Raw genomic sequence first — 6,603 nt, forward strand, 5'->3', positions numbered from 1 at the left:
AGCTCTCATCCTGATCGCCGCTCGCTTCTCATCCAGATCGTCGCGCTACAGGCAAAGCTTTCAGCGATGGTCGTCGCCCGGGCTGCTTGGCTCCTGGACTGGCACGTTCGATACGATGCGACCGTCCTCCACTTGCCTGATTAGCTCGGCAGTACGGCGATCGACTGCTGTCCGCTGCTCCTGCGACATCCCGGCTTTGATCTGCTCGATTATACGGACCATTCTGTCATCCTCTGGGCGGCCATATACGAACACGACTGGTAGCGCCTGCGGCTAGACTACCAACGGAGCCTTGGGCTGCTGCGCCGTGTAGTTCGCCGAGGCTTGGTCCAGAAGCTCCATGCAGCTCGTCTCCGGCCGGAACCGGTCGGCATAGTGGTCGCGTAGCGCTCGCCGGGCCTGCTCGCCGGCTCCACTAGCTTCGTCCTCGGCGCGATCCGCCTTCGCGTGCAGCTCGGCCGCGCGCTGCGTCCAACGCTGCTTGTGCAGGTGGTCCAGATTGGCGTCGATCCCGTCGGCGATAAGGTCGAACCCGGTCGTGCTCATGGTGCCGTCCTCCTCATCTTAATGTGGGGACGCGTGGCCCGTTCGCCTATGGCGCGGAGGCGATTGGTCGTGGCTACAAGCGCGCCTGCCCGTCCGGTTCGCACCACTCGATCGGAGTCGCGCCAAGTAGCGTGGACGAGTTCTGCACGAGCGCCCCGCCGGAGTGCCAGATCGCCTCCGCGCTGAGAAAGGCAACGATCGGCTCCTCCCCTTCTGCCGTGCGAACCAGAACAGGCCGGTTGATCGGCACGCCAGCCTCGTCGATTCTGCGCCAGTCCATCATACTGATCCTTCGTTGAGGGGCGTCAACGAGCCATCACCGGCTTAGTCCCATGGCCTGGCAACCGCATGTAGGAAGCCGACGCGCTGCTCACCCGGATCGGTGACGCCACCGGTGTGCTGGCCGTCACGGTGCAGCGCCGCGCCGCCAACGGGCATGGTCTGACGCCAAATTGTCAATTCGGTCCCGTGTCGCCGGAATGTCACGCCGACGCCCAAACACGTTGCAGAGCGGACCAATGCGTCCAGCCGCGGAACGTAACCTGCTGCCGTGCGGTTCGATTGATCTTGATCAACCATGCATCGACTTGGTCCGTATGCGTAGCCCGCCTCCCTGCATCCTCCTCGTCGAGGATGAGCCCATGATCTGCTTTGTCGTTGCCGACTATCTGCGCGACCACAGGTTTCTGGTGATCGAGGCGATGGACGTGAATGAGGCGATGGCGCTGCTCGAAGCGCGCGACGTCGTGGTCGACCTGGTGTTCTCCGACGTCCACATGCCGGGCGAGCTTGACGGGTTAGATCTCGCGCGCTGGGTGCGCGCAACGCTTCCTGGCTTGCCCGTCATTCTCGCCTCCGGGGCCGCCCGGACTTCCGATCTGGCCGGAGAGCTGTGCGCGTTCGCGCCGATCGAGGCCAAGCCTTACTGCATGGGCTCGGTCGCCCGGCGGATGGAACTCGCACTAGCCGACTAAACCGGCGCTAGCCGATCATCACGCCCGTCCAGTCGCGCTTGGGCCTCGGCGGCTCCATTCGGACCCGATCGGGCGTGGGTTGCTCGAGCGTGGGCCGGTCGGAGAACAACGGCGTGCCCGGCTCCTCGGTCAACAGTCTGAGCCGGGTCCGGCCGCGCGCGACCCGGCTCTTGAACGTCCCCTCCGGGATGCCGAGCCGGTCGGCTGCGTCCCCCATCGACACGCCTTCGCCCGCCAGCAGCACCGCCTCGCGCTGGTCGGGCGCGAGCTCTGTCAGCGCCCACCCGACGTCACGTAGGTCGACGACGTTCTCCTGGTTCTCCGTCACGCTCAGCATCCGGTCGATCGCGTCCCCGGGCATGTCGGCCTGGAAGCGCGCGCGTCGCCGGCCGGTCAGGAACCGGTTGCGCATGATCGTCCGCCCCCACGCGATCAGGCTGGTCCCGGGCGTGAAGCTGGCGCGCGCCGTCCAGCACCGAAGCATGGTGTCCTGCAACAGGTCGTCCGCGTCTGCGGCCGAACCCGCCAACCGACGCGCGTAGGCTCTGAGCGTCACGACCTGCTCGATCAACTCGGCCCCGAACTCGTCGTCAGGCATAGGGTGGGTCGGGGCTTGGTGAAGGTAATAGGCGCTCGGAATAAGCCGCTCCTCGGCTGCTATGGCATCGCGGAGCAACGCTTGGCTCACGATGTTCGGGGCCTGCCCCAGGTACGCCCGAACGGGTCTTTGCGCCGGTTCGTCTCCATGGTGAGTTAACACCGGGGCGAACGCGGATAGAGAGGTATGATGGTGGAGTTGCTGCCGCGGGAAGTTTGAGGTTGACCCAGAACCAGACGTTCGCCACGGCCTGAACTCTGCTCGAAACCGGCCGTCTGTTCATCCCGGTTCAACGGCCACTTCCACGCTTTCCGTCTGTGACCCGCCGCAGTCGGCCCGCCACCTCCATCTGCCCTTGGCAAGCAGCCCCCGAGCTGACACCCGACTTCATCCCTTGGCGGCTGTACCACCCGTACCCTAGATTTGTACGCATGACAGGCACCACCGACGCTGATCGGTTCAATCTTGATCGCTTCATCTCTGCGCAGGACGCGATCTATGCGCGCGTGCTGACGGAGCTGACGCGGGGTTCCAAGACGAGTCACTGGATGTGGTACATCTTTCCCCAAGTGGCGGGTTTGGGGTCGAGCGAGATGTCGCGCCACTACGCGATCGGCGCGATGGAGGAAGCTCAGGCCTACCTTGACCATCCGTTGCTCGGTGCAAGGTACCGGGAAAGCGTGGCCGTCCTCCAGGATCTAGTTGGCACGACTGCAGAGGCGGTGTTCGGACCCCTGGACGCAGCCAATCTCCGCTCCTCACTCACCTTGTTCGCCGAAGCAGCGCCTGACGAACCGCTGTTCGCGGATGCGCTTCAGCGCTGGTTTCGAGGCGAAAAAGACAGGAGGACAGTCGCTATCACTAGTGCCGGTGTGGCGGTTGGGGGCTGATTGGACCCAAGGACGGACGTTCAAAGCAACTCTCGAGCTAACCGAAATCAGTTACACGTTCAGGTTGTGGATTGTGGCTTCGATTGGCGCGTAGCAGAACAGCAGGTTAGGGCGAGCGCGTTCACCAGGCGGACAGTCCTGATCTATATTGCACGGACCTTTGAGGCCGGCGCGGTGTAGAGCAAGCCTACGGAGGCCGTTGTGACTTGCTCATGAGTGTCGTTACGCTAGAAGGTCGTCGCGGGCGCCGAAGCTACAGCTATGGCGCTGCAAGGGGGCGAGATGGCGGACAACGAGGCAGGATCGCGATCCGACGACCCAACCCACGCTGCCCCCTCCGCACGTGTTGGCGGAATGCTTGGGAGCAGCTTGCTTCAACCGACGGAACTCGAGCCGCAGAAGAAGCGGGGTGTAGGCCGCTTCAGCACAGCCGACGTGACGCTGGATCATCACGCGCTGTTCGACGCAACGCCGACCCCGCTTCTTGTGGTCGCGCCGCCCGATTGGACCATCGTCGCCGCAAACAAGGCGCGTGTGGAGATCACGGGAATCAAGCGCGAAGACATTGTCGGACAAAAACTGTTCGAGGCTTTCCCGGACGATCCAGACGATCCCGAGGCAACGGGCGTGCGGAACCTGTCTGCTTCGCTGCAGCGTGTGCTTGCGACCGGAAAGGCCGACACGATGCCGCTTCAGCTATACCCCCTACGCAACGCCGCGGGTGAGTTCGTCGACCGATGGTGGAGCCCGGTGAACACGCCCGTGCTCGGGCGCAATGGCGAGGTCACCCTCGTGATCCACCGTGTCGAGGAGGTCACCGACCTTGTTCGCATGCGGGAGGAAGCCGCGGCAAGGGACAAGTACGCCCTCGAGCAACAGGCGTTGATCGATCAACAGCGCCGGAACGAAACGGCCCTACGGGCCAGTGAAGCGCGTTTTCGAGCCGCGGTTGAGGCAACCAACGGCGTTTTGTGGACCAACGATGCCGCGGGACGGATGAACGGGGAACAGCACGGCTGGGGGGCGCTCACTGGCCAGAGTCAGGCCGAGTATCAGGGCTATGGCTGGGCCTCGGCGGTCCATCCCGACGACGCGCAGCCGACGATCGAGGCCTGGAACGCAGCGGTCTCAAACCGCCGTCAGTTCCTGTTCGAGCACCGTGTTAAGCGTCGCGACGGCGTCTGGCGGCGCTTCGCAATCAGGGCGGCTCCGGTACTCGATGATGCCGGCCAGATTCGCGAGTGGGTCGGCATTCATACCGACATAACCGACGCGAATAGGGCGCAGACACGGTTCCGCCAGCTTGCCGAAACGATCGACGACGTCTTCTACGTTTTCGAGATTGAAGAAGGCTGCATGTCCTATGTCAGCCCGGCCTACGAAACGATCTGGCGCCAAGCGAGCGACGAGCTTCACGCGGATCCGCTGGCCTACATGCGACGCGTGCATCCCGATGATCGCCACCGTACCGATCGCGCGCTCGCCCTGCAGCGCGCGGGCAAGGACAGCGTGGTGCGGTATCGGCTGGTGTTCGACGATGGACAGGTCCGACATATCCATGATCGGGCCTACGTTACCGCCGACCCCGATACGGGAGCGCGCCGCGTCGTCGGCATCGCCGAGGATGTCACCGAACAGATGCTTGCGCACGAGCTGCAACGCGAGGGCGAGGAACGGTTTCGCGTATTCGCGCAATTCATGCCTATCCACGTATGGAGCAGTCGACCGGACGGCTACCTCGATTGGTTCAACGGGCAGGTGTACGCCTATTGTGGTGGTGAGCTGGGCACCCTCGATGGCGCCCGTTGGACGGCGGCCGTCCATCCTGAGGACCTCCAAGTGGCAAGCAAGGCGTGGACCGAAGCTCTCGCGACCGGTAAGCGATATGAGGCCGAGTTCAGGGTCCGGCGAGCCGACGGCGTTTACCGCCATTTCCTCGTGAGAGCAGACCCGGTCACCACCGCTGATGGCCGCATCAAGCTATGGGTCGGCACCAACACCGACATTGAAGACCAAAAACTACAGACCGCCGCGCTGGCGCACCTCAATGCGACGCTCGAAGACAAAGTCGCCGAGCGTACCCGGGACTTGACCGCCACTGAAACCGCGCTGCGTCAGGCCCAGAAAATGGAGGCTATGGGGCAGCTGACGGGCGGGGTCGCCCACGATTTCAACAATCTTCTGACACCCATCATCGGCTCGCTCGACATGCTCCTGCGCCGCGGGGTCGGTACCGACCGGGAACGTCGCCTGATCGACGGCGCCTTGCAGTCGGCCGACCGCGCGAAGACGCTTGTGCAGCGGCTGCTGGCGTTTGCCCGCCGACAGCCATTACAGCCCGTCGCGGTCGACTTGACCGCCCTCATGAGCGGCATGGCTGACCTGGTGGCAAGCACGGTCGGGCCCAACATCCATGTCCGGCTTGATCTTGCAGACGGCCTGCCGCCCGCGAATGCCGACCCGAACCAGCTTGAGATGGCGCTGCTCAACCTGTGCGTGAACGCGCGCGATGCAATGCCCGACGGTGGCACGCTGACCATCGGCGCAAGCCGAGACTCCGTGCGGGTTGCAGATGCTGCCGGGTTGAGACTGGGGCATTATGTGCGCTTGTGGGTCGCCGACACCGGAACGGGCATGGATGCTGAGACGCTGGCGCGGGCAGTCGAGCCATTCTTTTCGACGAAGGGGGTCGGCAAGGGCACCGGGCTCGGCCTGTCCATGGTGCATGGCCTGGCGGCGCAGCTCGGCGGCGGCCTCACGGTCGACAGCAAGGTCGGGCGCGGGACGATGATCGAGCTATGGCTACCCTTAAGCCTGGGTGCTCCCGAGGTCAGGAACGGCGTGGGATCGTCGCCTTCGACAGCGACATCGCGTGGTCGCGTCCTTCTCGTCGACGACGAGGATCTCGTCCGTATGAGCACCAGTGACATGCTGACAGACATGGGTTTCGAAGTAATCGAGGTGAGTTCGGCCGAGCAGGCGCTAACCCTGCTCGACGCGGACGGCGTCGATCTGGTCATCACCGATCATCTGATGCCGGGCATGAGCGGCGCCGAACTCGCACGCGAGGTTCGGGAGCGCAGTTTGGACCTGCCCGTTCTGATTGTCTCGGGCTACGCCGAGATCGAGGGCATCGCACCACATTTCCCACGACTTACGAAACCGTTTCGTCAAAGTGAGCTCGCGGAAATTATTTCGGGACTTCAACGGACGTCTGAATAATAAGTGTGACAACGGCGTTTAAGAACGCACGCAGCTGCTGAAATCACTCAACTAAATTATCGGTCGGGCTCTTAGTCGGCCCAAGGCCTCCGCAACAGGCTCCTGTAAGTGATCAGCTCTGGCCGTAGGCGTGACGCCTCGCGGCGTGCGCACGAAAAGCGGATCGTCGAAAAGCCGGCGCAGACGGCCAAGGTCATGGCTGACTGCCGAGGGCGACAGGTTCAGGCGGCCAGCGCCGCGGCCCACGTGCCGCTCGTCTAGATGGCCGAGTGCAGCGCGACAATCAGGATGCGAGCGCAGCGACAATCAAGATGAGAGTCGCGAGGGGCTACGGCGGCGCAGGGCGTAGCCCGGAGCCGACGTAGCCCCTCGC

The 6,603-nt window shown here is 63.9% G+C and carries 7 protein-coding genes; 3 read left to right on the forward strand and 4 right to left on the reverse strand.

Annotated elements, in window-relative coordinates; genetic code table 11:
* Positions 1 to 273: 273 nt before the first annotated feature.
* Both ACFE71_RS14320 and ACFE71_RS14325 read right to left on the reverse strand, forming a co-directional pair.
* Positions 274 to 546 (reverse strand): hypothetical protein, encoded by a 273-nt coding sequence (locus ACFE71_RS14320; protein ID WP_375429439.1) that lies wholly within the window; start codon positions 544 to 546, stop codon positions 274 to 276.
* 73 nt (positions 547 to 619) lie between these two features.
* A complete protein-coding gene (locus ACFE71_RS14325) occupies positions 620 to 829 on the reverse strand; it encodes a hypothetical protein (protein ID WP_375429440.1) in 210 nt (69 codons plus the stop codon).
* A gap of 235 nt (positions 830 to 1,064) precedes the next feature.
* On the opposite strand from ACFE71_RS14325, the gene ACFE71_RS14330 reads away from it, so the two are divergent.
* A complete protein-coding gene (locus ACFE71_RS14330; protein ID WP_375429441.1) occupies positions 1,065 to 1,520 on the forward strand; it encodes a response regulator in 456 nt (151 codons plus the stop codon).
* 7 nt (positions 1,521 to 1,527) lie between these two features.
* Here the strand turns inward: ACFE71_RS14330 and ACFE71_RS14335 are convergent, their stop codons facing one another.
* Positions 1,528 to 2,118, reverse strand: a complete 591-nt coding sequence (locus tag ACFE71_RS14335) for a sigma-70 family RNA polymerase sigma factor (RefSeq protein ID WP_375429442.1) — start codon at positions 2,116 to 2,118, stop codon at positions 1,528 to 1,530.
* Between the two features lie 431 nt (positions 2,119 to 2,549).
* Here ACFE71_RS14335 and ACFE71_RS14340 point away from each other — a divergent pair, with 431 nt between their 5' ends.
* Both ACFE71_RS14340 and ACFE71_RS14345 read left to right on the forward strand, forming a co-directional pair.
* Positions 2,550 to 3,008 carry a DUF1810 domain-containing protein gene (locus ACFE71_RS14340; protein WP_375429443.1) on the forward strand — a complete coding sequence of 153 codons (459 nt, stop codon included), beginning with the start codon at positions 2,550 to 2,552 and terminating at the stop codon, positions 3,006 to 3,008.
* A gap of 369 nt (positions 3,009 to 3,377) precedes the next feature.
* Positions 3,378 to 6,230, forward strand: a complete 2,853-nt coding sequence (locus tag ACFE71_RS14345) for a PAS domain-containing protein (protein WP_375429444.1) — start codon at positions 3,378 to 3,380, stop codon at positions 6,228 to 6,230.
* A gap of 51 nt (positions 6,231 to 6,281) precedes the next feature.
* Here the strand turns inward: ACFE71_RS14345 and ACFE71_RS14350 are convergent, their stop codons facing one another.
* Positions 6,282 to 6,476 (reverse strand): LysR family transcriptional regulator, encoded by a 195-nt coding sequence (locus tag ACFE71_RS14350; RefSeq protein WP_375429445.1) that lies wholly within the window; start codon positions 6,474 to 6,476, stop codon positions 6,282 to 6,284.
* Positions 6,477 to 6,603 lie beyond the last annotated feature (127 nt).

It is taken from the genome of uncultured Sphingomonas sp. (genome assembly GCF_964237155.1).
Lineage (GTDB): Bacteria > Pseudomonadota > Alphaproteobacteria > Sphingomonadales > Sphingomonadaceae > Sphingomonas.